At 56.3% G+C, this 26,031-nt stretch carries 19 protein-coding genes; 10 read left to right on the top strand and 9 right to left on the bottom strand.

Translation table 11 applies throughout. From position 1 onward, the window contains the following. Positions 1 to 156: 156 nt before the first annotated feature. The 3 genes from WD071_RS16280 to WD071_RS16270 all read left to right on the top strand — a co-directional run bounded on the left by WD071_RS16280 (position 157) and on the right by WD071_RS16270 (position 3,782). The gene (locus tag WD071_RS16280) at positions 157 to 1,647 is read left to right on the top strand and encodes a leucyl aminopeptidase (protein ID WP_368049458.1); all 1,491 of its coding nucleotides are present in this window, start codon (positions 157 to 159) and stop codon (positions 1,645 to 1,647) included. 243 nt (positions 1,648 to 1,890) lie between these two features. Continuing rightward, on the top strand, positions 1,891 to 3,417 hold the full coding sequence (locus tag WD071_RS16275; RefSeq protein ID WP_368049457.1) for a putative bifunctional diguanylate cyclase/phosphodiesterase: 1,527 nt from the start codon (positions 1,891 to 1,893) through the stop codon (positions 3,415 to 3,417). 44 nt (positions 3,418 to 3,461) lie between these two features. Beyond that, on the top strand, positions 3,462 to 3,782 hold the full coding sequence (locus WD071_RS16270; RefSeq protein WP_368049456.1) for a TraR/DksA family transcriptional regulator: 321 nt from the start codon (positions 3,462 to 3,464) through the stop codon (positions 3,780 to 3,782). Here WD071_RS16270 and arsB read toward each other — a convergent pair. Together arsB and WD071_RS16260 are read right to left on the bottom strand one after the other, a co-directional pair. Continuing rightward, positions 3,766 to 4,824: an ACR3 family arsenite efflux transporter gene (gene arsB, locus WD071_RS16265; RefSeq protein ID WP_368049455.1), complete on the bottom strand. Its 1,059-nt coding sequence runs from the start codon at positions 4,822 to 4,824 to the stop codon at positions 3,766 to 3,768. The genes WD071_RS16270 and arsB overlap by 17 nt on opposite strands. Continuing rightward, positions 4,821 to 5,186, bottom strand: coding sequence for an ArsR/SmtB family transcription factor (locus WD071_RS16260; RefSeq protein WP_368049454.1), 366 nt, complete (start codon positions 5,184 to 5,186; stop codon positions 4,821 to 4,823). Before WD071_RS16260 ends, arsB begins: the two co-directional genes overlap by 4 nt. A gap of 205 nt (positions 5,187 to 5,391) precedes the next feature. Here WD071_RS16260 and WD071_RS16255 point away from each other — a divergent pair, with 205 nt between their 5' ends. After that, positions 5,392 to 8,202, top strand: a complete 2,811-nt coding sequence (locus WD071_RS16255) for a valine--tRNA ligase (protein WP_368049453.1) — start codon at positions 5,392 to 5,394, stop codon at positions 8,200 to 8,202. 68 nt (positions 8,203 to 8,270) lie between these two features. Here the strand turns inward: WD071_RS16255 and WD071_RS16250 are convergent, their stop codons facing one another. Beyond that, positions 8,271 to 11,471, bottom strand: coding sequence for an autotransporter-associated beta strand repeat-containing protein (locus tag WD071_RS16250; RefSeq protein WP_368049452.1), 3,201 nt, complete (start codon positions 11,469 to 11,471; stop codon positions 8,271 to 8,273). A 279-nt stretch (positions 11,472 to 11,750) separates the two neighbouring features. Beyond that, positions 11,751 to 12,494 carry a TMEM175 family protein gene (locus WD071_RS16245; protein WP_368049451.1) on the bottom strand — a complete coding sequence of 248 codons (744 nt, stop codon included), beginning with the start codon at positions 12,492 to 12,494 and terminating at the stop codon, positions 11,751 to 11,753. A 123-nt stretch (positions 12,495 to 12,617) separates the two neighbouring features. Here WD071_RS16245 and WD071_RS16240 point away from each other — a divergent pair, with 123 nt between their 5' ends. Beyond that, positions 12,618 to 12,794 carry a hypothetical protein gene (locus tag WD071_RS16240; protein WP_368049450.1) on the top strand — a complete coding sequence of 59 codons (177 nt, stop codon included), beginning with the start codon at positions 12,618 to 12,620 and terminating at the stop codon, positions 12,792 to 12,794. 10 nt (positions 12,795 to 12,804) lie between these two features. On the opposite strand, the gene WD071_RS16235 is transcribed toward WD071_RS16240, so the two are convergent. Together WD071_RS16235 and WD071_RS16230 are read right to left on the bottom strand one after the other, a co-directional pair. Further along, positions 12,805 to 13,398 (bottom strand): class I SAM-dependent methyltransferase, encoded by a 594-nt coding sequence (locus tag WD071_RS16235; RefSeq protein WP_368049449.1) that lies wholly within the window; start codon positions 13,396 to 13,398, stop codon positions 12,805 to 12,807. Continuing rightward, positions 13,391 to 14,524: a peptidyl-alpha-hydroxyglycine alpha-amidating lyase family protein gene (locus WD071_RS16230; protein ID WP_368049448.1), complete on the bottom strand. Its 1,134-nt coding sequence runs from the start codon at positions 14,522 to 14,524 to the stop codon at positions 13,391 to 13,393. The genes WD071_RS16235 and WD071_RS16230 overlap by 8 nt, the downstream gene beginning before the upstream one ends. Positions 14,525 to 14,639: 115 nt before the next feature. Here WD071_RS16230 and WD071_RS16225 point away from each other — a divergent pair, with 115 nt between their 5' ends. Continuing rightward, positions 14,640 to 15,980, top strand: coding sequence for a DASH family cryptochrome (locus tag WD071_RS16225; RefSeq protein WP_368049447.1), 1,341 nt, complete (start codon positions 14,640 to 14,642; stop codon positions 15,978 to 15,980). Positions 15,981 to 15,993: 13 nt separating this feature from the next. Here the strand turns inward: WD071_RS16225 and WD071_RS16220 are convergent, their stop codons facing one another. The 3 genes from WD071_RS16220 to WD071_RS16210 all read right to left on the bottom strand — a co-directional run bounded on the left by WD071_RS16220 (position 15,994) and on the right by WD071_RS16210 (position 20,609). Further along, positions 15,994 to 16,647 carry a hypothetical protein gene (locus WD071_RS16220; RefSeq protein WP_368049446.1) on the bottom strand — a complete coding sequence of 218 codons (654 nt, stop codon included), beginning with the start codon at positions 16,645 to 16,647 and terminating at the stop codon, positions 15,994 to 15,996. Between the two features lie 78 nt (positions 16,648 to 16,725). After that, on the bottom strand, positions 16,726 to 18,384 hold the full coding sequence (locus WD071_RS16215; protein WP_368049445.1) for a hypothetical protein: 1,659 nt from the start codon (positions 18,382 to 18,384) through the stop codon (positions 16,726 to 16,728). 5 nt (positions 18,385 to 18,389) lie between these two features. After that, positions 18,390 to 20,609: a hypothetical protein gene (locus WD071_RS16210; protein WP_368049444.1), complete on the bottom strand. Its 2,220-nt coding sequence runs from the start codon at positions 20,607 to 20,609 to the stop codon at positions 18,390 to 18,392. A gap of 229 nt (positions 20,610 to 20,838) precedes the next feature. Here WD071_RS16210 and WD071_RS16205 point away from each other — a divergent pair, with 229 nt between their 5' ends. The 4 genes from WD071_RS16205 to WD071_RS16190 all read left to right on the top strand — a co-directional run bounded on the left by WD071_RS16205 (position 20,839) and on the right by WD071_RS16190 (position 26,011). After that, positions 20,839 to 21,657 carry a DUF1206 domain-containing protein gene (locus WD071_RS16205; protein ID WP_368049443.1) on the top strand — a complete coding sequence of 273 codons (819 nt, stop codon included), beginning with the start codon at positions 20,839 to 20,841 and terminating at the stop codon, positions 21,655 to 21,657. A gap of 13 nt (positions 21,658 to 21,670) precedes the next feature. Next, a complete protein-coding gene (locus tag WD071_RS16200; RefSeq protein ID WP_368049442.1) occupies positions 21,671 to 22,273 on the top strand; it encodes a YqaA family protein in 603 nt (200 codons plus the stop codon). Between the two features lie 100 nt (positions 22,274 to 22,373). Next, positions 22,374 to 23,054 carry an ECF-type sigma factor gene (locus WD071_RS16195; RefSeq protein ID WP_368049441.1) on the top strand — a complete coding sequence of 227 codons (681 nt, stop codon included), beginning with the start codon at positions 22,374 to 22,376 and terminating at the stop codon, positions 23,052 to 23,054. Then, positions 23,051 to 26,011 carry a protein kinase gene (locus tag WD071_RS16190; RefSeq protein ID WP_368049440.1) on the top strand — a complete coding sequence of 987 codons (2,961 nt, stop codon included), beginning with the start codon at positions 23,051 to 23,053 and terminating at the stop codon, positions 26,009 to 26,011. Before WD071_RS16195 ends, WD071_RS16190 begins: the two co-directional genes overlap by 4 nt. The last annotated feature ends 20 nt before the right edge of the window (positions 26,012 to 26,031 follow it).

Raw genomic sequence — 26,031 nt, 5'->3', positions numbered from 1 at the left:
GTAACCAATAGTGCAAAGCCCGAAAAGACCGGCGTTGCGGCTTGCTGTCCCTTGTTATAGCCGCAATGCACACAGGTTGCCTTGTTTTGCCATATTCTCTAGGATGATATGTCGCTGCATCAGCCAGTCATCACGGAACCGTCATAAGGAAACGCTATGAAATACCAATTGCTCACAAGTAAAACGCTGGACAAAAAGACTGACTGCCTGGTGTTGGGCGTCTGGGATCGCACCGGTCTCGATGCACCGACGGACATGCTCGCCGCCCACGTTCTTGAGCTGTGCAACAACGTCATTAGCGCCGGTGATATCAAGGGGAAAGTCGGCGAAGCCCTGGTTGTGCACGGCCCAGCGAAAGCCGCCGCCAGCCGCGTTCTTCTGGTGGGCCTGGGCGAAAAGAACAAATTTGACGCCAAAGCCTACCGCAAAGTAGTGCGCGCCGCAGCGCAGGCCCTCAACAGAACCAGTGCCAAATCCGCGCTGATCAGTCTGATTCAACTGCCTGTCACCAATCGCGACGCAGCCTGGGCTGCGACGCAGCTGGTCATGGAAATCGGCAATGCCCAGTACCGATATGACCAGACCAAAAGCAGGAAGGCGGACAAACCCGAATTGAACAATGTCGTCATTGCAGCCGCGCCGGATGCTGCGCGCAAGATCCTGAATGATGCCATTGGCGCCGGCGAAGCCATCAGCCTGGGCATGAGTGTGGCACGAGAGCTGGGCAATCTGCCTGGCAATATCTGCACGCCGTCTTACCTGGCCGAGCGCGCAGTTGAGCTGGGCATGCGCAACAAGAGCATCAAGACCCGGATATTGACGGAGAAACAGATGGAAAACCTGAAAATGGGTTCTCTGCTGTCAGTAGGCCGTGGCTCAAAAGAAGAATCACGTCTGATCGTGATGGAATACAAAGGCAGTCGCAAGGCCAGCACCGCACCGTATTGCCTGGTCGGCAAAGGCATCACCTTCGATACCGGCGGTATCAGCATCAAAGCGGGCGCTGGCATGGATGAGATGAAATTCGATATGTGCGGCGCAGCCAGCGTCATGGGCACCATGACTGCAATTGCCAAACTGGGCCTGCCGATCAATGTCACAGCCATCATTGCCGCTGCCGAAAACATGCCCAGCAGTACAGCGACCAGACCCGGCGACATCGTCACCAGCATGTCCGGCAAAACCATTGAAATCCTCAACACAGACGCCGAAGGCCGACTGGTACTTTGCGACGCCCTGACCTATGCCGAGCGTTTCAAACCGAAAACCGTGATCGACATCGCGACCCTCACAGGCGCGGCCGTGGCCACCTTCGGTGAGGTGAACAGCGCACTGTTGAGCAACAACGACGCCCTGGCCAAAGAGCTGTTTGCCGTGGGCCAGGAAACCCTGGACAGCGTGTGGCAACTGCCACTGGATGACGAATATCAATCGCTGCTCGACAGTAACTTTGCCGACATCGCTAATATCGGTGGTCCCCGCGCAGGCACGATCACGGCGGCCTGTTTCCTGTCGCGCTTTGCCGAGAAATTTGCCTGGGCACACCTGGACATTGCCGGTACCGCATGGCTGGGTGGCGGGCAGAAAGGCGCCACTGGCCGACCGGTGCCCTTGCTTGTCGAGTATTTGCGCCAGCAAAAAGCCTAGCCGCAGCGCATGGTTGCAAAATAATTGCACAACCGAGGCGAGGGTGACAGCAGCAAACGCTGTCACCTGCCCTCTTTTAGTCACGCAAACAGTGACGCAGAGCACATTTCACCCATAAATATCGGGCGCACCCGGGTCGTTTAAAAATTTTATTTCCAACACGCACCATTCTGGGTACACTGCTTAAGATGTAGCGATAAAGCGTTGTTTTTGTGTGAGCTTTTACCCCCAAAGGATGTGGGTATGAAACAAGCGTTAATGAAGGCGTCCGGTCGCATTGCTGCGACACAGGCAGCTGTAGTCGCCGCCCTGCTGCTCGTAATTGTTTTTATGGCAGTTGACCACTTCCCGCTTTGGGCAGTATTTTTGCTGGCAGTCCTCACCTTGCTCGCGCTGGTTGCCCTCTGGACTTTCCGAACCGAGTTGCTCAGTACACGGCTTGCCGTTATTTCGCGGGATAAACTGTTGCGCAATAGTGCCCGGCAGGCACGACGCCTGCATAACAACGATGTACTCACCGGCCTGCCCAACCGCACGCGCTTCAGGGACTACCTGGAACAGCAGCTGGTAACTTCCCGCAAAAAAGACAATCATCTGGCTGTGGGCATACTGGCCCTGAACAACCTGGAAACCATTCAGGATATTATCGATGATGATGCCGGCGACCAACTGGTCAGCCAGTTTACCGATATTCTGACCGAAGAAGTGCCGTGCTACCTGGGATATGTCGGACCCGGTATTTTTGCTTTCCTGTTAGATGATATTTCTGACCGAAAAACCGCTTTCGCCATGATGCATGAAATCATGAAAACCGTCAGCAAGGATCTGGTAGTTGCCGAGTTGACCATTCGTATTCAGGTCAGCGGAGGCATTGCGATCTGTCCGGGCGATGCAGACTCGGCGACCAGCCTTATTCAGAAAGCAAAACTGGCCATGACCAACGCCAAAAAGACCGGCGCTCAACTCTTGCTGTTCAACCAGTCCATGGCGCCCGATCTGCACAAGCTGCAACTGATATCGGATTTGAAGGAAGCGCTGTCCGAACGCAAATTAATGTGGGCGCTGCAACCCCAATACGACGTGTCCACCAAGCGCGTTGTCGGTGCTGAACTCCTGATTCGCTGGCAGCACCCGGATTATGGCTGGGTGCCGCCAACTGATTTTATCGCATGGGCAGAACAAACCGGCCTTATCCGACAAATAACAGAAGCCGCTATTGAGCAGGCATGCCTTATCCTGGCGCACATGAAAGCAATAAATCGCAGCTTCAAGCTATCAGTCAATTTATCATCCAATGATCTTGCTGACACCGATGTGGTAAAACGCATCATCGCGCAGACGGTTGATTATGCAGAGTCTCTGACCCTGGAAATTACCGAAACGGCATTGATGAAAGATATGGATGCCGTGGTGCGTAACGTTGAACTGTTGAAAACCGCTGGCATAAAATTGTCGCTGGACGACTACGGCACAGGTTATTCTTCGCTCGAGTATCTGCAGGCCTTCTGCTTTGACGAGATAAAAATAGACAGAATGTTTATCACGGACGTAGCACACGTCGAACGCAACCTGAAGCTGACCCAGGCCAGCATAGAGTTGGGCCACAGCCTTGGCGCCATTGTGGTTGCCGAAGGAGTCGAGGACCAGAAATCAGCTGAGTTGCTGATAGCAATGGGTTGTGATGTTCTGCAGGGTTATCATATCGGACGCCCCGTAATCGTGAGCGACCTGGATGCGTACCTGCTTCATAGCGAACAGGTCCGCTTTTAACGCAACCGAAAACCGGATATGCACTTTTACCGCAGGCGACCGCATTGACCGACTACAAACACATACTGCTACAGAAAAAAGCAGAACTGGAAGCCATTCAGGCCGACAGCTCGCAGGACAGCAAACCCGTGGAACTGGATCAGGCCATGGTCGGCCGCCTGTCGCGCATGGATGCCATGCAGGGCCAGGCCATGGCGCAGGCCACCGCCAGACGCCGCAAAGAGCAGTTGCAGCGCATCGAAGGCGCGTTGCGCCGCATCGACAGCGGGGACTTTGGTTACTGCGCCATTTGCGACACCGACATCGATCCGAAACGCCTGCAGGTTGACCCCACCCTGACCCGCTGCATCAAGTGTAGTGCGTAAACCAGTGCCTGGTGCGATTGGCAAACGCCACCAGTGACAGCATCACGGGTACCTCCACCAACACCCCGACAACGGTCACCAGCGCGGCGCCGGAGTTGAGACCAAACAGCCCAATGGCCACCGCCACCGCGAGCTCAAAAAAATTGGAGGTGCCGATCAGGGCGCACGGTGCCGCCACGTTAAACGGCACACGCCATAATTTTGCCGCGCCGTAGGCGATGGCGAACATGCCGTAGGACTGGATCAATAACGGTACAGCTATCAGCCCGATCAGCAAGGGCTGGTCCAGAATGACTTGCCCCTGAAAACCAAACAGCAGCACCACGGTGCCCAACAGTCCCAGAATTGACAGAGGTTTGACGCGAGAGTTAAACCGGGACACCGCCAGATCTGCCTGGGCAGGGTTTTCTGCGTTTGCGCTCAGTCTTGTGCGTGTGATGACCCCGGCGATCAACGGTATCAGCACGTAAAGGCCCACTGACAGAACCAGGGTCGCCCAGGGCACCTGGATATCGGTCACGCCCAGCAACAGGGCCACCAAGGGGGCGAAGGCAAAGATCATGATCACATCGTTAAGCGCGACTTGCGCCAGCGTGTAGGTGGCGTCTCCACGGGTAAGCTGTGACCAGACAAACACCATGGCTGTGCAGGGCGCGGCGCCCAGAAGAATCAGCCCGGCGATGTACTGGTTGGCATTGGCAGGATCAATCAGATCAATGAAAAAATAATGAAAAAACAGGACGCCGAGACCCGCCATGGTGAACGGCTTGATCAGCCAGTTCACCGTCAGCGTAATAATAAGCCCCTTGGGGCGTTCGTGAATGCGCCGGAGGCTGGAGAAATCCACTGACACCATCATCGGATACACCATCAGCCAGATCAGCACTGCCACAATAAAGTTGACTGAGCCATATTCCACAGCAGCCAGGGTTTCGAACTGACCCGGCAGCAAGGTACCCAGGCCAATGCCGGCCGCAATACAAAGCGCCACCCACACAGACAGGAAACGCTCGAAGAACCCAATACCTGGCTTGTCACTCATAGGTCTTGCCTTTGTTTGCTCTGTTTATTGCTGTCTGATTGAAGGGATTTGATACTTAAGCCATCACAATCTTCTGGATGCCCCTCACAGCACTCCTCTGTCAGGTAATCGATCAAGGATTGCATCATGTCCAACTGCGCGCGATAGCGTAAAAAACGACCTTCCTGCGTTACCGCAATCAATCCGGTATGGGTCAGGGCTTTCAGATGAAACGACAGGTTGCTGGGCGGCAGATCAAGCGACTCGGCAATCTCACCGGCAACCATGCCCTGTGGCGCATGACGCACCAGCAAACGGTAGATATCCAGCCGCACCCCGGATGACAGTGATTCAAAAACGTTGATGGCTTCGGTTTGATTCATATTTCAACATTACAACGATAGTTGAATTAATGCAAGCTGTTGAATTGATTGATCTGCGCCCTTCAGTGCAACAGAATCCCGGCGCCGCGCTTCTTCATTGTGGGTCTCGTACCAACGAATACCAGACTCCATGGCAGGTCTGACAGCACGGGCAGCATCGGGTATAATCGCGGGCTTTCCACGCACAGGTTAATCGAGCTCGCCCATGGACAAGACCTATCAGCCCAAAGACATCGAACAACAGTGGTACAGCAACTGGGAAGCGCGCAACTATTTTGCGCCCAGTGGCGAAGGTGAATCCTACAGCATCGTGATTCCGCCCCCCAATGTTACCGGTCGTCTGCACATGGGCCATGGTTTCCAGAATGCCATCATGGACGCGCTGATTCGTTATCAGCGCATGATGGGCCGCAACACTTTATGGCAGGTCGGCACCGACCACGCCGGTATCGCCACCCAGATGGTGGTCGAACGTCGGCTGGAGCGCGACGGCATCAAGCGCACCGACCTGGGTCGCGAAAAGTTCACCGACGAAGTGTGGAAGTGGAAAGAAGAATCCGGCGGCATCATCACCCAGCAGATCCGTCGCCTGGGTGGTTCCATTGACTGGTCGCGCGAACGATTCACCATGGACGAAGGCCTGTCAGCCGCCGTGGAAGAAGTGTTTGTCCGCCTGTATGACGAAGGCCTGATCTATCGTGGCAACCGCCTGGTCAACTGGGATCCCAAGCTACACACAGCAGTGTCAGACCTGGAAGTGTTGTCGGAAGAGGAAGATGGCTTTTTCTGGTATTTCAAATACCCGCTGGCCGACGGTGCCACCACCGCCAGTGGCGACAACTTCATCAGCATTGCCACCACGCGCCCGGAAACCCTGCTCGGTGATACCGCCGTGGCGGTTAGTGCCGAAGATCCCCGTTTTAAATCGCTGATCGGCAAATGGGTAGACCTCCCCCTGTGCAATCGCCGCATACAGATCATTGCCGACGACTATGTTGATCCGGAATTTGGTACCGGCTGTGTCAAGATCACCCCGGCACATGACTTTAATGACTATGAAGTGGGCAAGCGTCACGACCTGGAAATGATCAACATCTTCACCATCGACGCCGCCATCAACGACAATGCCCCGGAAGACTATCGCGGCCTGGACCGCTTTGACGCGCGCAAGAAACTGGTCGCCGACATGGAAGCACTGGGCCTGCTGCTCAAGGTTGAACCGCATAAATTGAAAGTACCGCGTGGCGATCGCACCGGCGTGGTGATTGAACCCTACCTGACCAACCAGTGGTACGTTGCGGTGAAGTCGCTGGCCGAACCAGCCATCAAAGCCGTGGAAGACGGCGATATCGAATTTGTGCCGAAAAACTGGGAAAACACCTACTTTTCATGGATGCGTGATTTGCAGGACTGGTGTATTTCCCGACAATTGTGGTGGGGGCATCGCATTCCGGCCTGGTATGACAACGACGGCAATATTTATGTCGGCCGCAGCGAAGAGCAGGTACGCGAGAAGTACAAACTGGATGCATCGCTGAGCCTGCGTCAGGACGAAGATGTGCTCGACACCTGGTTCTCCTCGGCACTGTGGACATTTTCCACACTGGGCTGGCCCGACGATCTGGAGACCTTAAAAACCTTCCACCCTACCGATGTGCTGGTCACGGGCTTCGACATCATTTTCTTCTGGGTGGCCCGGATGATCATGATGACCCTGAAGTTTACGGGTGAGATTCCCTTCAAGAAGGTTTACATCACCGGGCTGATCCGTGATGAGCACGGCCAGAAGATGTCCAAGTCCAAGGGCAATGTGCTGGACCCTATTGACCTGATCGATGGCATTGACCTAGAAGCCCTGGTCGCCAAGCGCACCGAAGGTCTGATGCAGCCGCAGCTGGAAAAGAAGATCGAAAAATTCACCCGTGACGCCTTCCCCGACGGCATCACCGGTTACGGCACCGATGCGCTGCGCTACACTTATTACTCGCTGGCCTCCACCGGACGCGACATCAAGTTTGACCTGGGCCGCATGGAAGGTTTCCGCAACTTCTGCAACAAGATCTGGAATGCATCACGTTACGTGATCATGAACACCGAAGAAAAAGGCATCCAGTTCAGCGCCGACGATGTCGCGACCTTGCGCAATGATCAAAACCTGAGCCTGGCCGACCAGTGGATTCTGTCCCGCCTGCAGCAGACCGTGACCCAGGTTCACGATCACATGGCCAACTACCGCTTCGACCTGATGTCACAGGTGATCTACGACTTTTTCTGGAACGAGTATTGCGACTGGTATGTGGAGCTGTCCAAGCCCGTCTTGTGGGACGCCGACAACCAGCCCGAAAAAGCACGCACCGCGCGACTGACCCTGCTCACGGTGCTGGAAACCAGCCTGCGTATGCTGCACCCGCTGATGCCGTTTATCACCGAAGAGATCTGGCAGAAGATCGCCACCCTGCTGGGCGTTAATACCGCTGACACCAGCATCATGCTGCAGGCCTATCCACGCGTGGACAAGGCACTGATCAACACCCGCGCGGAAAGCGACATCGAGTGGGTCAAAGGCGTGATTGTCGGAGTACGCAATATCCGCGGCGAAATGAACATCCCACCGGGCAAGACCTTCCCTGCCCTGCTGCGCAAGACCAATGCGGATGATCAGCGCCGCCTGGATGAGAACCTGCAGAACCTGCTGAAACTGGCCAAGCTGTCCGACATCCGTTGCCTGTCAGGCAATGAAGAAGTACCGGTCAGTGCCACACAGCTGTATCAGGACATGGAGATCCTGGTGCCGCTATCGGACCTGATTGACAAGGATGCCGAGATTGCGCGCCTGAACAAGGAAATCGGCAAGCTGGAGAAAAACCTGCAGGGCATCAGCGGCAAACTGAACAATGAAAAATTTGTGCAGAATGCGCCCGCTGAGCTGGTGGAGGTTGAACGCGAGCGCCAGCGTGCCGCGCAGGCCGCCCTGGAGGCGTTGAACGAAAAACTGACGGCGATCAAGGCGCTCTGACACCAGTCGTTGATCCGGCTGGCCTGGAACTTTTGCGTCGCATCAGAGCCAGCCAGATCAACTCGTTGTCACATCATCAGGTAAAGTATCTGCCTGTCGCCGTTGGCGTACGTGACCACGATATCGTTAATGCCATCGTCATTCAGGTCACCGGCATCGGCATAACTTACCTGCCCGCTGTCCGGCGCCGGTCCTGCTTCCACTCTGTAGTCAGGCCTGGCTCGCAAACCTTCTCCGTTCAATGCCAGCGATATCGTGCCATCTGCATTGATGCTAACAGACTCGGCGCCATCCACGCCCAGCAACATCTCCTGTAAAACTGGCCAATCGGCCGGGACCGGCATCAAGGGCTGTTGCAGCAAGCTGCCACTGGCATCGCTGAACACCAGCGTCACACCCGGCTGCATCTGGAAGAAGTTACCGGCTGCCACAAAAACACCCGCTTCCGAACCAACAGGCGCAGGCACTGCAATCAGGTAGGGTCGCACGATGTAGTAGGTTGATGATTCGCTGTCTGCGTCAGGGCTCAGCACCAGATTTCCCCGCGCATCGACTGACATTTGTAATTGCAGATCGGCAAACGCCTGTGTCGCCAGTTCAATATCCTGCAGTACCGGGTACGCCAGCACCAGCTGGCCGCGGTCGGTCACAATCTGCACATTGCCATCGGCATTGATGGTCACACCAGGGCTGCTGCCTGGTTCGGCCAGCGAAACCGCAAACGGGCGGATCGTCACAGGACCTTCAGCCAGAATGACCCGCAGCGTGCCATCCCCGGCGTTCTGCTCCAGCGCCGAATCCAGATCTGCAAACAAGCTCAGTTCGCCGACATCTTCCAGCAGGCTTGGCACCGTCGTTGAACACAACACTGAGCGATCCAGTTGCACTGCGCCGCCCTCACCCACCGGGGACAGCAAACGCTCCAGCGCAAATCCGTCCGGGACGTCCGCCTGCGACTCAAAACAGACCCCCTGACCAAAATCTGCCAGTGGATGAATCTGTGTGTTGGCGCCCAGGCGTATGTGTTCCAGAAATGCATCAGCAGCAATAAAGACATTAACCACCCGTCCCGGGCTGCCGGCGTTGCCGCTGATTGAGCCTGACAAAACGCCACCCCGGATGATGGCAAAGGGCAGCAAAGAGACGTTTCTGACTTCACCGGCGTTATCAATGACGCCGCCCAGAAAACCGCCGGTAATTACAGCGCCATTTGCCACAATAAGATCGATCAATGTGCCGGTGTTGATAAGATCCCCTGTGATCTCGGGCCTGGGTATGGCAGCGAACTGCGCGGTCACACTCAGGTCCTGCACTATGTCGGAATCCGTGCGTGGATTGTCGGTTGAGCCATCACTCCACTGGGTGAAGAAATAACCACCATTTGCCACAGCAGTCACCTCGGAACCATCGTCACCGAAATCAATCGTTTGTGCTGTACTGCCGGTGATTGAGCCACCAACGTCAGCGCTGTACTCAAGTGAAAACTGATTGATGACAAACGCCGCCGTGACGCTAATGTCTTTACGAACGTCAATATCCGTGCGCGGATTATCGCTGGAGCCATCGCTCCACTCATCGAAAGAATAACCACTGTCCGGCACCGCGGTCACCGCAGCGCCATCGTCACCAAAATTGACAGATTGTGTTGTGCTACCAGTGAGGGAACCATTGGCACCCGCGCTGTAAGTCAGGGTATTACTCAGCGCGCCCAGGTAGGTCACCACCACATCATTGCCGTCACCACCGACGTAGCTGATCTGGAATACGTTGGTGCCATCATTAAAGGTGCCACCCTCGGCAAGTCCGTCGAATACACCCGTGATCTGGTCAACGCCATCGTTGCTGATCAGCTCAAAGCGGGTATCGGCAGCCGGAACAAAACCCAGCGACAGATCCAGAGTAGCGCCGCTCACGTCAACAGTGCCAGTGACCACCAGCTGATCATACTCGGTGCCGGCCGCAGTGCCATTCAGTTCAGCGGTCAATGTCGCGCCCGTTGCCAGGCTCAGATTACCGGTTGCCAATTGACCCGGGCTGTTGCCCGGCGCCAGCGTACCGCCATCTTCGACTGACACTGCGCCCGTGATGCTGCCGCTGCCATCCAGAGTGGCGGTGTCCTGCACGGTGACCGCCGTGTTGCCCAGGGAGCCGTTCACCCGCAGCGTACCTGCGGCGACGGTGGTGGCCCCCGTGTAAGTATTGGTTCCGGTCAGCGTGGTGGTACCGCTACCACTATGATTAACTGAGGTGATACCAGTGATATTGATGCTGTCACCGCCGGCGGTACCGTTCCGGGAGAAGAAGTAATCCGCGTCGGTATGATTGAAGTTCAGCACTGACAATGCTGCACCACCTCCACCATTCACTGTTGGCGTATCGAGAACGCCGGCCGCCGCGCCGCTGCCGATATTGAGCGTGGCGCTGCCACCTTCGTCGCCCAGGACAATAGAATCGGCCTCCACTCTGCCCTGATCCGCGATTGTCAGGGTGCCGGTGCCGGCATTTGCGCCCAAAAAGTAACCTATATGCAAGTCATTTTCAGGAACAACAAACTCGGAGCCGCTGCCGGTCACTGTTGCCTCACCGGTAGACCCTGTGTAACGACCAATAAATGCAGTCGATCCGCTTTCGACGCGTCCACCGGCAGAAATCAGCAGCTCGCCGGTGCCTCGCTCACCGACGCTCATATTGCTGTTGGTGCCGGTGACCCAGGCAGAACCTGCCCCCGTGACAGTGGCATCGCCAGAGCCAGTGGAACTCAAACCGAGAGAACCGAAACCGTCCGTTACCTGAGCGCCACCACCTATATCGAGCGTTCCCTGCCCACTCTCCCCAATGACCAAACCCACGCCCAGGGTCAATCGGGCATTCTCTCCTGATACAGACAGCGTCCCTTCGCTGCCGTCGGCATCACCCACATGGACATAACCACTTTGCATTATCAACTCACCAGAGCCAAGGATCTCAAGGTGTCCGCTGTTGCCGTTAGTCTCGCCAATTTCCAGACGACTGAGACGGGCCACCGATGTCTGAATCCGGGCAGTGCCACCATTATCGACTTTCACTCTATCACCATCGACAGGCACGGCGTCATTCACCCAATTTTCCACAACGGTCCAGTCGCCCTCGTCGCTATTGGCCCAGTGAAACTGAACCTGCGCCCAGGCGCCTGACGTCCAGCTCAATAGCAGGGCAAGGCACATGCCGGGGAAAAAATATTGTGTTCGTCGAGTCAGCACCGGTGTCTGACGATGGCTTGCGCGGGTCATGTAAACTTGCCTTGTTTGACTGTGGATAGAAATTTCAGCGCAGCTGACGGAGATTGGCGTGTGAAATCCAAGTCAGCAAAAGCTGGCAACCGAAAATCGCTCTACAGAAGCTTAATAGTCATGAGCCGGAGAAAGGGGACACGCTGGGTGAAATTATTTTGCGTCAGGCTGTGTACCCGACATGGCGGGACTCAGTCATCTGGGTTCGGCTGGTTGCCTATCCGCATAGGTTGCGATTGGTGCAGAGATCAGAACAAAAATGTCAAGCTGATAGTTTTTTTAATCTGTTGCAGGTGACACCAGTTGTTGCAAGCGCAGTTTCTCAGACCGGGCGTGCAACGGCAGCGACACAAACAGCGTGAAATAGATCCAGCCTCCCAGCACCACCCATTGTTCGGATGCCAGCCACGCGATGAGCATGCCAACAAAGCCGGTCACGGATACGATGCCCCAGGATTCAATTTCACAACGGGTCTGCAGGACTTCCACCTCGTTCAGCGCCAGCCACTGACGCCGTCGCCAGGCATGCAAATACAGCAACCCTATAAGCCCACACAGGAACCCGAAACCAAGGCCGTAGATGACAAAGATCGTGCGCATCTCCACCCAGCCGACGTCGAACGGGTACGGCAGCAGGCCATCAGTCAGGTAGCCGAAGGCCGACATGAACAACACCCGCAGCGGATACACAATCACCAGTATGCCGCACACCAGTATCAGCGACAGCCACAATGAAGGTGCGTCCTCTATGCCATAGCGACGGCTCCAGGCCCGGTGCCCCAGCCAGAACATCATCATCTGGAAAAAGCTGGCAATGAAGCCTGGAATGGTCAACAAAGCCTCAATGAATTCATCGTAGCTGCGCGGCACATCATCCACAGAAATCACCAGCATGGTAACGGCAAAGGCGAATGCGGCATCGACAAATATTTCCAACCGCGTCGAGGCTTCGCCACGCAAGCGAAAATTACCCTGCCGGTTCAGTTTGGCTAGCGTCGTTTCATCCCATGGCGTTTGATCCATATCATCGCCCTCTGCTGTTCAAATACCTGTGTAACGGATTAAATCATTATTCCTATTGTTAATGAGAACTATTCGCATTACTATAATGTTGTTGATCAACTTCATTGGGGAGGAACCTGTCTGATGCACAACGATAACAGTATTTTACTGGAAATGGATGTCACCACCGTCAGGCGATTGTTACAGGCGCGCGTGGTCAGCCTGGAAGACATGCACAGTGTCGACAGCCACGGTAAACAGCGCCTGCATCGACTGCTGCTCGAGGTTCTGAAACGTGAACTGGTGCATTTTCCGCAATAACGGACAATATTCAGCCTGTCACGGCCCGGGCGAGTAATCTGGCCAACGCGACTTGACGACCATCCGGATCCAGTTCAAGCCCCTCCGAGTAGTCAATAATGTCCAGATCTGTGGCCGCTGTCTTGAGATCGCCGGCAATCGCACGAAATGCCGAACCAGACGGCCCGGCTACCTTCTGATCGGTCTGCAAATGAACTTCAGCAAGCAGATAACCGCCCGGTAGCAGCTGCTGTGCCGCAGCACGCAGTAATGTGATATCCAGATAACGCATCATGATAATCAGGCCATAGTCATCGAGACCGCCAGGCAGACCCGCATCCAGGTCCTGCTGCACCCAGTTGATGCCCTGCAACGAGGCGGCCTCAGCAGCCTGGCTGCCACGCAGCAAAGCCTCTGTGGCAATATCGACCGCGTCAACCGTAAACCCCTGGGATGCCAGATACAAAGCATTGCGGCCAGCGCCACAGGCCAGATCCAGCGCTCTGGCCCGTGGCGGCTGCATCAAGGGCAGACATTCAACGAGATAAGCAGACGCGTGCCCGCGCTCCGCATAAGCGCCTTCCCGGTAGCGGTTATCCCATTTCTCGCGGTCTGCGTCACTCACGCGAATACCGGGTAAACGCGCCACCGGCCTGGCTCAGCGAATTGGGACCTTCGGCTGCATAGACATTACCTTCGGGATCGACCGCTACGCCTTCCCCCGCAGTGCCTTGATATACCCGGTCCTGACGTTCAAACGGCGGGATAAAACCAGTCACGTGATCATGATCGATATGTCCGATACGAACACCATTGCGCCAGCCCACGTGGTTGGTCGGACTGGATTCCGAATCAATGGCATACAGCATGTCGTCATCGGTAATGAAAATGCCACTGACCCGACTGAACATGTAGCGCGATTCCAGATAGTTGCCGTCCTGGTCGAATATTTCCAGACGATGGTTGCCGCGATCAGCCACCCACAGACGGCCCCGCGAATCAAAGTCCAGCGCGTGCGGCGTGCGGAATTCACCATGGCGCACGCCAATCTGGCCCCACTGCTTTATAAACGTGCCATCTGGTGCAAACTTCATGACCCGCGCGGTCAGACCATTGGCACGGCCTTCGGCCATGGCATCATTGCTGGTCATGCCCTGCCCGCTGTGCCCGTCTGAGACATAGATGCTGCCATCAGGTCCGGTCACCACGTCATTGGGCTGATTGAAATGCGCGCTGTCGTTACCGGTCTGCCCAGGCGTACCCAGGCTCAACAGTAGTTCACCGCCGGGACTGAATTTGTGTACCTGCTGACCTTTTGTACCCTCGGCATTGGTGGCAAAATCGGTTACCCACACGTTGCCCTCGTCATCCACATGTATGCCATGTGGCGTAACCATGACACCAGCGCCGAAATTGGCCAGCACCTCACCGGTATTGCGGTCAAATTTAAAGATGGGCGCCACTGGATTGGTATGACAATTGATCGGCACACCCGACCCGAAAGTGCCTGCGCCGCAACGCTCATAGGCCCAGATATGGCCGTCAAATGGATCTATATCAACACCGGCGGTCGATCCCCATTCACGCCCTTCGGGCAATTCACCCCAGTTCTGGCTTACCACCGGATTCGGGTTGGCAATGCCCTCGCCGGTGACCGGATTTGCGCCGGTTGCTGCCATATTTGCACAGCCGGTCAATAGCGCTGCAAGCAACCCTGTGGCGGCGAAATAGTAAGTCGGGGATGTGTTCATGCCAGCTCCTTGTTATTGTAGTGTTATGCCACAATTAGCATACTCCCCGGAATCAGCAGGTCAACTATAAATAGCTCAATTACCAACAGGTCAACGACGGCCACAGGATCAGAGAATGCTCACCACGCTGTACTGGCTAACCCAGGATCTACGAATAGATGACAATCCGGCCTTGATGCGTGCGGCGCAAAGTGATGCCCTGCTTTGTGTGTTTTGCGTCAATCAACGCTGGTTCAACCCCCACCGTTATCACATCAGTTCCATGGGCAGCCATCGCTGGCATTTTCTGCAGCAGTCTCTGGATACACTCTCCGATACACTGGAGGTGCAGGGTCAACATCTGTATATCGAGTATGGTTATCCCGAGCAGCAACTCATCGGGCTGATCGCCAGACACAAAATAAACCGCCTGGTGTGCAGTCGGCAATTCGGTAGCGACGAACGCAAGGTGCTTAAACTCCTGGCTGAACGTTTTCCCAAACTGGACATTGAGGAAGTGGATGCCACTACCTTGTATGATCAGACACAGCTGCCAATGACACCATTGCAACTGTTGAAAGGTTTTACCCCGTTTCGCAAGCAGGCAGAGCAATTGCCGGTGCCGCCGCCAGCGCAGGCGCCGATGTCGCTGCCGCGCCCTGTGCTCAGAGCTGTCTCAATCCAGGCCACACCCGAGTGGATACCAGGCAGTTATCGGCGCCCTGCCGCGTCGCAGGCACAGCGCAGCATCGCCGCAATTGGCGGCGGCGAACGTGCCGGTAAAGATCATTTACGGCGCTACTTCGAAAGCACGTTGCCATCCAGCTACAAACAGGTGCGTGACCAGCTGGACGGCTGGGAAAACTCCTCAAAGCTGTCACCCTGGCTGAATTTTGGCTGTCTCTCGCTCAGACGTGTGGCGCAGACCTTGTCTCAATATGAAAAGACGCACGGCAGCAATGAGTCAACGCAATGGTTGTTTTTTGAACTGCTTTGGCGCGAATACTATCAATGGCTGGCGCTGGCGCAGGGCGACAAGCTTTATTCAATCAAGGGCATCTCAAACAAACCACAACACGGCTGCCTGCACCCGGAGCGCTACCAGAAGTGGTGCCATGGCAATACACCCTGGCCGTTGGTCAACGCCTGCATGCGCCAGTTGAAAGAAACTGGTTATCTGTCCAATCGTGGCCGACAGATAGCCGCCAGTTGTTTTGTCAACGAGCTGGGTATGGACTGGCGCTATGGCGCGGCATGGTTTGAACATCAGCTGATTGACTATGATGTCGCGGTCAACTGGGGCAACTGGCAATACATCGCCGGCGTGGGTGTCGATCCTCGCGGGGGGCGGCATTTTGATATCGAAAAACAGACGGCACTGTACGATCCGCACGGAACCTATATCGAACGCTGGGCGCCCGACGCACCCGAGCCCGTACTGGACTCAGTCGATGCGGCGGACTGGCCTATTGCCTGATCTGAGCGAGTGCCTACTGCAGCGTTGTGCTTGATCCATCGCTGCAGCTGTAAGCCATCCAGCCACCTTCTTGCCGGGGCTCGTACTGGCAGTGTGGCCGTCGCTCGCCGCCAAACTGGTCGGGTCCAACATTGTCCTGCTCCAGCACAAAGGTCCTGAGCGCAAAATCATTAACGCGCACGGAATATTCACCCGCTTCCAGACCATAGACATTTAGCGGAATGGTCAGTTCAAATGGCTCCACTGCCATCGTGCACAGTACCGAAGGATCACGCAGCCACGCGGTATTGCCGTAGTAGACAAAAACCTCAAAAACGTTACCCTCGCGCTTCTGCTCCACGCGTCCCACGCTCGGACAGCCGTTGAGGAAGGCGCCCTCCACATGGATAAAAAACTGATGCGGCAAGCCGCGAGTCGACGTGGTCCAGATCTCATCGACGTACTTCTCTTCCAGCAAGACGCCTTCAGACAGTTGTCCGACCTGCCACAAAACGTTATCCACTGGCTCCAGCAGAATATCCTGAAAATATCCCGGCTGACCCTGCCCGGTCGCAGACGGAATCGATAATTTACCGGTATCTGCATCGTACACAGGCTGATCTTCAGCATGTGCCCACGCACAAAAAAAAGCCAAACCACACACGGCAAATTGCGTTCCCTTTTTCATCTTAAAACTCCTTGAGTGGTAGTACTCAAAGTACTTGAAACCCTAAACATCTTCTTCACGAATCAGACGAACGGCCTGCTAAAGTCGTGAGCGCGTCAGTTCCACATCGGCATTACGCCACTGATCCTGAAACTGGCGCTGCACCAGTTGCGCCTCTGCAGTTTTACCCTGCGCCTCAAGTGCCTGATACAAACCGAAATTGGCCCAGCCGTTTTGCTGATTCCATTCCAGATCCTTACGATAAACGGCTTCGGCATCTGCCGCGCGTCCCGCGTCCAGCAAAACCGCACCCAGATACAGGCGCATTGACTGCGACCAGTCCGGCGGTTCGGTGTAGTTGAGGTTATCCTGGAACTGCACCGCCTGCTCATAGTGCGAAATCGCGGCATCCAGATTGCCTTGCGCTTCTTCCATCTCGCCCATCAAAGCATGCATGGCCAGTGTCAACACATGCGCAGCCGGTGTCGGGCCGACGAGCTGGTTAACATCCTCAGCCTCAATCTGTGCCCGGATGTTATCCAGTTCCTGTTGTGCCGGGCCGGTGTGACCTTTGGCGACATGTGCGCTGCCCATGACAAAACTGAGCATGCCCTTCAGGTAAGGCGTGCTGGCGTTCGCCAGGCGCGCGCTGTGCTCGGCATGGATTCTGTCCCATTGCCCAAACACTTTATCGATAACCCATTCATGCGCGATGTTCTTCTGACCCCGACCGCTGGCAACAGACGCATTGGCGGCATTGCGGGCCGCGGCCTCAGACGCCTGCGCATAGTTGCCCTGCAGCATGTTGGCATAGCGCACAAAATCCAGTGCGTGTCCTGCGTGTGAGCGGTGCGACAACGAGTAAGTGCCAATGGTCGGGAAATTGGTGTCACCCCACAGCTCGGCAAACTGCTGGTCAACAATCTGTGAACGCTCATTGGTGCTGACCGCTTTTTCGTATTCACCCACACGCAAATAGATGTGCCCCGGCATGTGCACCATGTGCCCGGAAATCGGCACGATGGATTCCAGCTTCTGCGCGGCCGGCATGGCCAGTTCAGGCTGGGCAGAGGCTTCCATCAAATGGATATACAAATGATTGGCGCCGGGATGATCGTGCTCCACCGTCATCGCAGTTTCCAGTGCCGTCTGCGCTTCGGCAGTACCCGGTTTTGCCGAGCCGTCCAGGTTCCAGTAATCCCAGCGCGTGGTGTTCATGTAGGCTTCGGCAAACACGGTGGCGATATCCGGATCGTCCGGGTATTGCTGATGTAATTCACGCATGGCGTTCAAGTAGGCGGCATCACGCTCACGATCATCGGCAATGGCATCTTTGTTGTACAGCACAAACAGTGCGTTGATCATGCCCTGCTCTTTGACGCTGCCGTTGTTGGACAATTCCAGCGCGCGGCGAATTGCGGCCAGGCCGGCGCCTTGCGGATCATCCGGCATATTGGCGTAACGGCTGTTAGGGTTTGGGCCCGCCGCATGCGCCAGGCCCCAGTGGGGCATGGGATTGTCCGGTGCCAGGCGGGCAGCTTCCTGATACGAAGCTATGGATTCCGGGAAATAGAAACTCCACGCCATGCGCAGCCCCTGATCAAAAAATGCCTGCGCATCGGCATTGTCCAGAGACGTCGGGCGGCTATAGCTGCCGCCACCGGGCACCAATACTGCCAGCGGTTCATCCTGCGCCAGCGCCGCGGGGGTGAACAACAATCCTGACATCAGGAGAAATATGGGTAGTACTCGTTTCATAATCATTACCTTGCAAGCGGGTCAGGCCGCATTTGAAATTGATACACCTTGCTGGTGGCATCCGTGTCGGTTTCTTCCATGTGAAAAGGTGCCCGGCTGCTGATAGTAGCCCACACGCCCCGGCCCTTCCAGCCCGCGTCCGGATCATCAATACGCCCATCCAGCCACTTGGTGTAGAACCCAAGCGGATACGGCACCCGCATGGTCACCCACTCACCGTCATCGAGCACCTGCAGACCATCGGCCTGATTGCCGGTATTGATGGGAGTGTTGTCGCCCAGCCCCAGGGTATTGAACTGATCCACCCAGGTGTAATAGCTGCCCTCGGAGCTGCCTGGCAAGTCCAGGTTCTTGAACTGTGGCATGGGTTCAGTGTAGAAGGTCCAGCCTTCCGGGCAATGCTGGCCGGTGGCTTCAGGGCCATTCAGCGGACCGGTGCACAAACGCCGGTCAAAGCTGGCCATATGACCACTGCCCATGGCTGCCCAGGCCACGCCGTTGCGGTCTACGTCCATACCGCGCGGCGAGAAACCTGCCACCGCATCTCCATTCTCGTCAAGCGGGGGCTGGTAGTACTCGATCAGCGCCGTTTCGGTGGGATTATCCCCAGGTATCAGGCGCACCAGGCCGCCCGGATAACCCAGGCTGGAGCCCCACACCGAGCCGTCAGGGGCCGGTGAAACGGCATAAAAACCAGTGGTAATGCGCTTGTCCCGCGCCGGATCCACCTCGTCATCCGGCCCGACATAGTCTTCGTCGCGCACGCCATTGCCGTTGGTATCCAGAATCAGCGGCGTCCAGCCCTGCGCAGCCACTGCATCGCCGGTTTCCAGATATTCGTTGGTATTCAACCAGCCAATGACCTGCCCGCCGCCACTGGTCCACAGGGTGTTGCTGGCATCCTCGGCAAACATCAGATGATGCGTCGAGAAGCAGGTATCGATGGGCGTGTATTCGTCAGTGGTCGGGTCATACAGACCCAGGTGACGACCGGACCGTTCGACCGGGAACGCCACTGCAGATGGATGTTCGGAACCTTCCCGGCAGAATTCGGGGTTGTTCTCTGGCGCACGCGTGCGGGCAGTGATCCACACCCGGCCTTCGGCATCCATCATGGGGTTATGCACCGTGGTGGCACTGTCCCAGATGGATTCATCATCCCAGTAGGGAGACGGCGCCGCCACGGCCGCGGGCTCCGGGTCGTAACCCGATTCAGGCAGCGGGAACACGGGCACCTCATCGATGCTGTGGGTCTGCGGGTCAAGCACCGGCAGATAATCCGCGCTGTTCTCCAGTGCGCCGTAGATCTTGCCATAGGCATTGACCGTGGGATCGCGCCTGTCGGTGGATACCAGGTCGTGCAGATACGCGGTCGGGTCGGCCCAGTCCCACTGAGTGATCACAACGTTACGCTCGGCGCCCTGCGGCCTCAGTGGGACCGGTGGCAGTTCACCCGCCTCAATACGGTCAGTCCAGTCAGCATACATCGCCAGCGTCCGTTCCGCGCCCATGGCCGTGATGGTGCCCAGCATGCTGCCGCCCGCCTGACCCGACTGCACCCGGCGATGCCAGGCTTCAACGGTGGTGTCAAACTCCTGGAACATGGGCAACAATTCACGTGTCGCCTTATTGCCCATCTGGTGACATACCACACAACCACCATTCGTCAGGCGGCGAATATAGTCGGCCTGGTTGGACACACCGGGGGATATACCGTTGCCCTGCGGACCAGTGCCAGGAAACTCGCTCTGCCCGGGAACCTCAAGCAAGGAATACCAGTAACCCGCAGGATAGTACTCGGCAGCCGCAGCCGCATCGGGCGCAACCACAGCTTCCAGGTCCAGTTGCACACCCGGTACAGCGGACACTTTGGGAGAATCCACCAGGCCATAACCACGCACCCAGACATCGTAATTTGCGTCCGGCAGATCCGGAATCAGGTAACGTCCTTCGTCATCGGTGACCACGATCTTCGCATAACGCGTTGGCAGATCCATGGTTTCGGCAATGACCCAGACCCCGGCTTCGGCGCCATCGGGGCCGGTGACCACACCTCCAACATCATCGGCGTCGATACTGACCGTGGTTGAAGGTGAGGTTGCAGGCTCGGCGCTGACCGAAGACGTCGTCACAGGCGTATCCTGGGGTGCATCAGGGCCACAGGCTGCCAGTGCCAGAACGGAGGAAGTTACCGCGAGAAAAAGCGCTGTGCGTTTGAAGTGCATGGTGCCTCCAGAACAGGACAATTCCTGATTTCTGTTATTAATGTTTGGATGGACCTGTGAAAACATTACCTGAAAATAATCGCGGCGGGTAGTTCTGCCTTGCACGGCTACATGCGGCAGCTAACATACGCGCCCTGCGCTAATTTGATAGCATGGTGCTCGCACCCCGATATACCTGCTGTGGTCGCGCCAACCGTGGAGCAACCACAGCAGGCTCCAGGAGGACAGCATGACCAACAACAGTTCAGCGCCGGACAAGGAAGACGCTGTTGCAGGTTTCGCGCGCTGGGGCTACGCCTCGCGCGGTGTGGTCTATGTCATTATCGGCAGCCTGGCAGCACTGGCCGCGCTGGGCCAGGGTGGTGAAACAACTGACAGCCAGGGCGCTCTGGAATGGATTCTGGCTGCCCCGCTGGGCAAAATACTCCTCGGTCTCATGGCGCTGGGTCTGCTGGGCTACGCCATGTGGCGCTGTATCCAGGCGTTAAAAGACACCGATGATCACGGGCATGACGCCTCAGGTTTGGCCGTGCGGGCGGGGCTGCTGGTAAGCGCCATAACGCATACGCTGCTGGCGTTGTCTGCGGCGAATTTGATATTCAATATTGTTGGGCCTTCCGGGGATTCGGACGGTGGTTCCCAGGGCATTTCCGCCTGGCTGATGCAACAACCATTCGGTCGCTGGATGGTGGGCGCGGTAGGTCTGGTTTTGATTGGGGTGGGATTCGCACATGCACGGAAAGGCTTGAAAACGCAGTTTCATCGCCACTTCAGCATGCCAAAAAACGTCGAATACTGGGCCTATCCGGTGTGCCGTTTCGGCCTGGTAGCGCGTGGTGTTGTCTTCACCATGATTGGCGCCTTTTTTCTTATCGCCGCTTACCAGTTTGACGCAGACCAGGCCGGTGGTCTGTCTGAGGTGTTCAACACACTTCGTGAGCAGCCCTTTGGCCCATGGTTGTTGGGTTTCATGGCCTTGGGCCTGATTGCCTTTGGCATCTACAGTTTGATGCAGGCCGTTTATCGAACCATCAATCCGTCGTCATAGGTCCTAACGCAGCATGGCATTGCATTCACAACGCGCCAAACAATGGCTGGACCGATTAAACGCATCGAACCACATGCTCTGGCTTCTGGGCGTGATTTCATTTCTGGAAACCATCATCATCCCCATACCGATCGAAGTGGTGCTGATTCCACTGTTGGCCGTCAACAGAGATCGCGTCTGGGTCATCGCCACCGTGGCGATGACCGGGTGCCTGATCGCCTCTCTGGTGGGTTATGGCGTAGGCATGGTGTTGTTCCAGTCCATAGGCGTCTGGTTTATAGACGCCATGGGCATGCAGGACGCGTACGCTGCCTTCCAGGCCTTCTTTGATGAACACGGTTTCATCGCCATCATAACGCTGGGCATTTTGCCCATCCCTTTCCAGGTTGCAATGATTACGGCGGGACTGTCCGGCTACCCTGTGCACCTGTTCGTGCTCGCCGCGGTGATCTCTCGCGGGATTCGCTACTTTGGCCTGGCCTGGCTGGTCCTTAAGTTTGGCGAGCGGGCGCAAACGCTTTGGCAGCGCCATGCCCTGGTCACCAGTATCGTGGCCGCAGCTCTGGTGCTGGGTTTTTCACTGGGCATGAGGGCATTGGCAGGCATGGTGATGTGATGTTCACCGGGGCTACGTGCATGATAGTATTAATAGTCATTGTTACCGAATCAGGGCCAACACGTCTGACGACACGAACATTGCTGAACACGAGTTTTGCATGACTGATCCCAAACAAAAGGACAACATGGCCTGCAGCCCGCACGATGCAGGCTTTCGCACCGGTGGCAGCTGGATGTCGAAACTGCAGACGGGTGACGAATCGCCCGCGGCGCTTTTGTGGCAACGCTATCACGTGAAGCTGGTTACGCTGGCTCAGCAACGACTGAGCATGTCGCCTCAGCGCCTGGCCGACGGCGACGACGTCGTGGTATCGGCTTTTGGCAGCTTTTTCCGCGCTGTGCACGAATCCCGTGTTGACCGTAATATCTCGGAAAACGAACTGTGGCGACTGCTGGTTACCCTCACCGCACGCAAAGCCATCAAGGTACTGCGCAGTGAAGGTCGTCAGTGCCGTGATTCGCGTGCCAGCAAGGATTCCGTCGATATGGATTCTCTTGTCAGTGACGAACCCGGCCCGGAATTTGCCAATGCCCTGGTGCAGCAGTATCACTGGCTAAATGCACAACTGGTCGATGATGACATGCGTTTGTTAGTGCAGCTTAAACTGGAAGGTTTCAGCAACGCCGAAATTGCCCAGCAGCTTGATTGCAGTGTCCGCACGGTCAAACGCCGCCTTTTGCTCATTCGTACCCTGATCAGCCAGGCCATAGACCAGGCCGGCAACGATGAAGGGGTGCCTTTGCAGCTGTCGCCTCGTGAGCCCCGATTACTGCAATGACTAGTACAAGCCATGACCTCTCTCTGGATGACCTGATAGTGCTGGACGGTCTGGCCGTTCAGTTTGAGAAAGCGCTGTCAAAGGCAGACCCGACAAATATTGAGAGCGTACTGGCATCTGCGCCAGACCACATCAAAACGGCCCTGTTCAGCGAACTGATTGCGCTGGAACTGTCATATCGTCGCCGCACACATCATGCGACGCCCCTGCAACAAAGCTACTACACACGGTTCCCGCAGTACAAAGACATCATTGATGAAGCCTACTCGGAACAGGGCATACCACAGCCTGACAAAACGGAACGGGTCATCGACGGCTACCTGCTTCAGCGCCAGCTTGGTCGCGGTGGCATGGGTGTGGTTTATCAGGCACTCGATCTGCACCTGAACCGGACTGTGGCGCTGAAAATGCTGTCCGCCGATTGCATCAGCGGCGAGCAATTGTCGCGATTTCAGACCGAATCCCGCGTACTGGCAAAACTGGACCATCACAATGTGCTGAAGATCCACGCTGTCGGCTATTGGCACGATCAACCTTATCTGGTGCTGGAATATGCTGATGGTGGTTCTCTGGCTGATCGTCTGGCACAGGGACCGCTGGGTCTTCAGGACACATTACAGTTGATGACGGCGCTGGTGGACGCCGTCACCTTTTTACATGAACAGACCTTGATTCACCGGGACCTCAAGCCCTCCAATATACTGTTCACTCAGGACGGAACGGTGAAAATTGCCGACTTTGGCCTGGTGCGGGACTCGTTCAGTGATGCATGCCACACGCACGCCGACTCACAACTGGGCACGCCCGCCTACATGGCCCCAGAGCAGCTGAATGCCGACATGGGGGTCGCCAGTCCGGCGTCCGATATATTTTCACTGGGCGCGATCATGCACCATATGCTCACCGGCACGGTGCCTTATGCCGGTCTGGCCGTATCCGACATGGTCAGCGCTCTGTCCAGCCAGCGACCCGTGCCTGTCCAGCATCTGCAACAGGGCGGCATTCCAGCCTCTTTCGCGCGAATCTGTCGACGCTGCCTTAAGAAAGAGCCCGCACAGCGCTATCCTTCCGCGGCAGCTTTGTCAGCGGACCTGCAGCGCCTGCAACAGGGGCTGCGGATCAGTCCGCTGCCACTATTCTGGCAAAGTGTGCTTGGGCAATCACGCAAACTTGCCGCCACAGTGGCAGTTTTTGTACTGGGTGCTGTTCTGATGGCCTCATTTCAGTATTCCGCAACAGACACTGAACCCGGTTTCATGAGCAGTGAAAGACTGGGCAGGCTGCCGCCGGAGACTCTCGCGTTGCTTCGTGAAGGCACGGCAGTTGAAAACGCTTCTGTTGACAACACGTCCACGGAAAACAGCCCTTTGGCGATGACGCTACTGGATGGGAATACGCTGCCGGGTGTGTCTCTCAAAGCACCACTCGGCCTCGCCCTGCATGACGAGCGTTACCTTGCCATCGCCGATACGCTCAATAACCGTATATTGCTGCTCGATCTGCAGTCTGGCGAACTGAGCCGGCTTGCCGGCAATGGCGACGCCAGTTATGCCGGCGACGGCGGCCCCGCAATCAACAGCACGCTTAATACACCCGGCGCCCTGACGTTCGATCCGGATGGCAATCTGTATGTCGCCGACCGACGTAATCACACCATTCGCGTTATTGATCCGACCGGTACAATACAGACGCTGACCGGGTTCAACGGTTGCCTCGCTCCCACGACATTGTCTTCGCGCCCCTACCTTTGCCATCCCACCGATATAGCAACGCCTGACAACATGGCAACACCTGGCGGGCAAGGCTACTACGTCGCGGACGGATTCCATCAGCGTATCCGCCATCAGCAGAACAATGTTGTCATGACCACGATTCTGGATGCCAGCGAAGCTGGATACGATGCTGTCGAGGCCCGACCGTTTGCACCCTTCCCGCGCGCAATCGAGTATTCCGATGGACGCCTGTACTTTCTGGATGCCAGTGCGGGGACGCTGAACGCCCTGGACGAGCAAGACGGGATCGAGCAGATTGCCAGCGGTTTTTTCCACCCCACGGCACTCGCGATTGACCACAACGGATACCTGTACGTCAGTGATGCCAGCAATGTTCCGATTACCCGCGTCAATCCGGCAAATGGTCACACAACGATGCTGACGGCCACGGCCCTGTTCGGCGACCCGGACCAGGCTTACAGCGTAGATTCCCTGGCAATCGACAGCACGGGCAATCTGTTTTTCACCAGCCTGACTGACAACAGCCTGCGCATGGTGCCATCGGCGCAATTAACACGATGGTTGTCAGAAACCACTGCCGACGACCTGTCTCCGCGACTGGCAAGACATACGGATCGAGTCTCTGATTCACTGTCTGAGATCACTGCCTTCAGCTATGTAGGTTTCCCCTATCAACTACTGATGACCGATATTACCGCAAGACTCGGGTTCGATCTGATCATGGAGAATGGTTTTGACAGCGATTCCCGCATCAATCTGACTAATTATCCACTCACCGGACGCGACATGCTGGCGGTGAGCTGCTTTTTCATCGGGGCGCAATGTGGCATTGAAGGCAATCGGTTGATTGTGGCCAGTCCTGAGCAATACGACAACTTCACGGGAGTGCCCCCCTTGTCGTTGCCAGACATTGTGACGCGCATCGAAAACGCCAGCGCATTACCTGAGACCTGGCGTGAGGCGCTGCGGCGGACCTACGATATGAGTCGATCCGACAGCAGGACATTTGGTGAATTTCTGGCATTCATAGAGCAAGAGTCTGTCATCGAATTCGAACTGAACGCCAGTGCCGAAGAGTTCCGCAACGCCAGCTACCATCTTGAGCATGAATACCGATTGAGTGACCTTCTGGTAACCATGATTCTGGCCAGAGACATCAGTTTTCACTTCGTCGCCAATCCTGATCGTCTGCAAATAGGCTACCAACCGAACAACAACGACTGAATCCCTCAGCGTGTCCCCTT

It is taken from the genome of Pseudohongiella sp. (genome assembly GCF_040877505.1).
In the GTDB taxonomy this organism is placed as follows: Bacteria; Pseudomonadota; Gammaproteobacteria; order Pseudomonadales; family Pseudohongiellaceae; genus Pseudohongiella.
The sequence above is the reverse complement of the archived record's forward strand: the minus strand, read 5'-3'. Positions and strand labels throughout refer to the sequence as shown.

Excerpts from the sequence above, each read along its gene's own strand:
- WD071_RS16280 (WP_368049458.1), top strand. The coding sequence starts at position 157 with ATGAAATACCAATTGCTCACAAGTAAAACGCTGGACAAAAAGACTGAC.
- WD071_RS16275 (WP_368049457.1), top strand. The coding sequence starts at position 1,891 with ATGAAACAAGCGTTAATGAAGGCGTCCGGTCGCATTGCTGCGACACAG.
- arsB (WP_368049455.1), bottom strand. The coding sequence starts at position 4,824 with ATGAGTGACAAGCCAGGTATTGGGTTCTTCGAGCGTTTCCTGTCTGTG.
- WD071_RS16260 (WP_368049454.1), bottom strand. The coding sequence starts at position 5,186 with ATGAATCAAACCGAAGCCATCAACGTTTTTGAATCACTGTCATCCGGG.
- WD071_RS16255 (WP_368049453.1), top strand. The coding sequence starts at position 5,392 with ATGGACAAGACCTATCAGCCCAAAGACATCGAACAACAGTGGTACAGC.
- WD071_RS16250 (WP_368049452.1), bottom strand. The coding sequence starts at position 11,471 with ATGACCCGCGCAAGCCATCGTCAGACACCGGTGCTGACTCGACGAACA.
- WD071_RS16245 (WP_368049451.1), bottom strand. The coding sequence starts at position 12,494 with ATGGATCAAACGCCATGGGATGAAACGACGCTAGCCAAACTGAACCGG.
- WD071_RS16240 (WP_368049450.1), top strand. The coding sequence starts at position 12,618 with ATGCACAACGATAACAGTATTTTACTGGAAATGGATGTCACCACCGTC.
- WD071_RS16230 (WP_368049448.1), bottom strand. The coding sequence starts at position 14,524 with ATGAACACATCCCCGACTTACTATTTCGCCGCCACAGGGTTGCTTGCA.
- WD071_RS16225 (WP_368049447.1), top strand. The coding sequence starts at position 14,640 with ATGCTCACCACGCTGTACTGGCTAACCCAGGATCTACGAATAGATGAC.
- WD071_RS16220 (WP_368049446.1), bottom strand. The coding sequence starts at position 16,647 with ATGAAAAAGGGAACGCAATTTGCCGTGTGTGGTTTGGCTTTTTTTTGT.
- WD071_RS16215 (WP_368049445.1), bottom strand. The coding sequence starts at position 18,384 with ATGAAACGAGTACTACCCATATTTCTCCTGATGTCAGGATTGTTGTTC.
- WD071_RS16210 (WP_368049444.1), bottom strand. The coding sequence starts at position 20,609 with ATGCACTTCAAACGCACAGCGCTTTTTCTCGCGGTAACTTCCTCCGTT.
- WD071_RS16205 (WP_368049443.1), top strand. The coding sequence starts at position 20,839 with ATGACCAACAACAGTTCAGCGCCGGACAAGGAAGACGCTGTTGCAGGT.
- WD071_RS16200 (WP_368049442.1), top strand. The coding sequence starts at position 21,671 with ATGGCATTGCATTCACAACGCGCCAAACAATGGCTGGACCGATTAAAC.
- WD071_RS16195 (WP_368049441.1), top strand. The coding sequence starts at position 22,374 with ATGACTGATCCCAAACAAAAGGACAACATGGCCTGCAGCCCGCACGAT.
- WD071_RS16190 (WP_368049440.1), top strand. The coding sequence starts at position 23,051 with ATGACTAGTACAAGCCATGACCTCTCTCTGGATGACCTGATAGTGCTG.